Source organism: Longimicrobium sp. (assembly GCF_036554565.1).
In the GTDB taxonomy this organism is placed as follows: domain Bacteria; phylum Gemmatimonadota; class Gemmatimonadetes; order Longimicrobiales; family Longimicrobiaceae; genus Longimicrobium.
The window spans coordinates 1-2990 of sequence record NZ_DATBNB010000460.1 but is presented as its reverse complement, the minus strand read 5'-3'; the positions used below and the strand labels follow the sequence as shown (position 1 = coordinate 2990).

Sequence of the window (2990 nt, the reverse complement as noted above, 5' to 3'; positions counted from 1 at the left end):
GCGTCGAGCAGGCGGCGGCAGACGTGGCCCCCGATGAACCCGGCGCCGCCGGTCACGATCAGCGTCATGGCGGATGCGTCTGCACGGCGGGGCTCAGCCCCGGCCGTAGCGGTCCTCGAGCCGGATCACGTCGTCCAGCTCGGGGGTGCTCACCTCGAGGAGAACCGAGTCTTCCAGCGCCTCCATGCGGTGCACGTCGCCGGGGCGCACGGTGATGCACTGGCCGGGCGACATCTCGTAGTCCACGCCGTTGAAGTGAAAGCGCAGCCGGCCGCTCTGCAGCAGCATGGTTTCCTGCTTGCGCTCGTGCTTCTGCAGCGAAAGGGCGTGTCCGGCCGTGACCTCCAGCACCTTGCCGGCGTAGCGGTCTTCGTGGGCGTACCAGACCTCCCGGCCCCACGGCTTGGGGACGATCTTGGGCTCGGCGAAGGGCGAATCGGCGTTTGGTTGCATCGTTGTGCGAAAGTGCAATTCAGGAAAGCGGATGCGCGGCCGCCGTCGCGGCGGCGGCGCCGTGAAAGCTAGCCCCGGCCCCCGCCGCGCGACAGCCCCGACGCGGCCAGCCCGCGCGGCCGCGGCGCGTGCCGGGGCTCCATCTCCCGCGAGGCCCCGGGCTGCCGCCCGGCGGCCCGAAAGAACAGTTCGCGGTTCAGCCGGAGCGCCGACTGGTCGGCGCTCCGGCGCCGGCCCAGCGCCGCGGCGCCGGCCGACCAGCGGGCGTGCTCGTCGGGGCCCATGTCGGCCACCCGCTGCAGGGCGGCCACGAACGCCGCGGGGCGGTCCAGCGGCAGGTCCCACCCGGCGTGCACCGCCTCCAGCCCCCGCCACGGCGTCTGGTCGCTGATCAGCGCGGGACACCCCTGCACCAGCGCCTCCACCACCACGTGCCCGAAGTTCTCGCCCAGCGTGGGGAGCAGGAACACGTCGTAGGAGCGCATCAGCGCCCCCACCCGGTCGGACTGCACCGGGCCGTGGTAGCGCACTTCCACGTGCGGCGGCAGGGCCTGGAACAGGGCGCGGCACCGCGCCCAGTAGAGGGGGTCGCCCACCGGTCCGTAGATGCCGAGCTCCACCCGCCCCCGGACCGCGCCGAGGAGTGCGATGGCGTACGCCAGGTTCTTCTTGGGGTCGATGCGCGACAGGAACATGGCTCGCACCACCCCCGCCCGCTTGGGTGCACGGAGCCCGGCGGAGGGCGCGGGCGCCGCCACCAGGTCCGGCGCCACCACGACCACGGCGCGCGTTCCCATGCGCCGCCGGATCTCGGCCGCTTCGTCCTCGCTCGAGGCCTGCCACGTGACCCCGCGGTACAGCCCCGCCGCCCGGGAAAGGCCGATGTACACGCGCTTCTTCAGGTACTTGGGCGAGGGAAGGCGCCCGGCCAGGCCGCGGGGCACCCACCGGCCCCATGCGCCCACCGACAGCGCGCCGGGGTGAAGCTCGCCCCGGGGCGCCAGCACCACCGGCGTCACGGGGACGGCGCGCAGCCGGCGCAGCAGCAACGGGGCGATGGACATGGGCGCCGAAAAGAGGCTGTTCAGGTACAGCACGTCGTGCCCGGTGCCTCGCATGGCCCGGCGCAGCCCGCGCAGCCCCACCTGCCGGGGAGGCAGGTACAGCGCCTCGCCCCGCCCCACGGGCTGCCACGCGCCCGACACGATGCCGGGGTAGGCGCTGGCGTCGCCCATGTCGCGGTCGCGGGTAAGGATGCGGAAGCGGAATGGAGGCCCCATCTGCTCGACCATGTTCTGCACGGTGCGCAGCGGCCCGCCCGCCTTGTACCCGGGCAGGTAGCGCTCCAGCAGCACCAGGACGGCGACCCCGCCCCGCCCCGCCGGCCCCGCGGTCACGCCACCTGCCGGCGCGCCGCCGCCGCCCCGCCCGCCGTGGCGCGCACCACCTCCGCCACGCGCTCCAGGTCGGATTCCGGCAGGTTGCTCCCCGAGGGGAGGCACAGCCCGTGTTCGAACAGGCCGCGCGCCACGTCGCCGCCCCAGGCGGGGAGCCCGGCGAACACCGGCTGCAGGTGCATGGGCTTCCACACCGGCCGCGCCTCGATGTTCTGCGCCTCCAGCGCCAGCCGCAGCGACTCGCGGTCGGCGCCGAACTCGGCGGGGTCCACCGTCAGGCAGGTCAGCCAGCGGCTGTGGCGGCCCCAGGAAGCCTCGGGCATCCACCGCAGCCCGGGGACGCCGGCCAAGGCCTGGCGGTAGAACTCGAAGACGGCCCGGCGCGCCAGCACCCGCTCTTCCAGCACCTCCAGCTGCGCGCGCCCGATGGCCGCCAGCACGTTGCTCAGCCGGTAGTTGTAGCCGATCTCGGAGTGCTCGTAGTGCGGGGCCGGGTCGCGGGCCTGCGTGGCCAGCTTGCGGGCGTGGGCCACCAGGGCGTCGTCGTCGGACACCAGCATGCCGCCGCCCGAGGTGGTGATCACCTTGTTGCCGTTGAACGAAAAGATCCCCGACTGCCCGAAGGTGCCCGGCGCCCGCCCGTGGTAGGTGGCGCCCAGCGCCTCGGCGGCGTCTTCCACCAGCGGCACCCCGTGGCGCGCGCAGGCGTCGACGATGGGGTGCAGGTCGGCGCTCTGCCCGTACAGGTGCACCACCACCACTGCCGCGGGGAGCCGCCCGGCGCGGGCGCGGTCTTCCAGCGCCTGCGCCAGCAGGGCCGGGTCCATGTTCCACGACCGCGCCTCGCTGTCGATGAACGCCGGGCGCGCGCCCAGGTACACGATGGGGTTCACGCTGGCCGAAAAAGTCAGCGAGCTCACCAGCACCTCGTCCCCCGGCCCCACCCCGGCCAGCTGCAGCGCCAGGTGCAGCGCCGCCGTCCCCGAGCTGAGCGCGGCCGCGTGGCGGGAGCCCACGGTGCGGGCGAACTCGGCCTCGAAGGCGTCCACGTGGGGGCCAAGAGGGGCGATCCAGTTGGTGGCGAAGGCGTCGGCCACGTACGCCTGCTCACGCCCGCTCATGTGGGGGGTGGACAGGAGG

General features: G+C 74.2%; 3 protein-coding genes. All 3 read right to left on the bottom strand.

Annotated elements, in window-relative coordinates; translation table 11 throughout:
• Positions 1-93: 93 nt before the first annotated feature.
• A complete protein-coding gene (locus tag VIB55_RS12675) occupies positions 94-453 on the bottom strand; it encodes a cupin domain-containing protein (RefSeq protein ID WP_331877015.1) in 360 nt (119 codons plus the stop codon).
• Positions 454-521: 68 nt separating this feature from the next.
• A complete protein-coding gene (locus VIB55_RS12670; RefSeq protein ID WP_331877014.1) occupies positions 522-1850 on the bottom strand; it encodes a glycosyltransferase in 1329 nt (442 codons plus the stop codon).
• Positions 1847-2990, bottom strand: a 1144-nt coding sequence (locus tag VIB55_RS12665; protein WP_331877013.1) for a DegT/DnrJ/EryC1/StrS family aminotransferase, incomplete at its 5' end; no start/stop codon positions are given. The genes VIB55_RS12670 and VIB55_RS12665, both read right to left, overlap by 4 nt.

Bases quoted from the DNA above. Each gene is read 5' to 3' on its own strand.
- VIB55_RS12675 (WP_331877015.1), bottom strand. From the start codon at position 453: ATGCAACCAAACGCCGATTCGCCCTTCGCCGAGCCCAAGATCGTCCCC.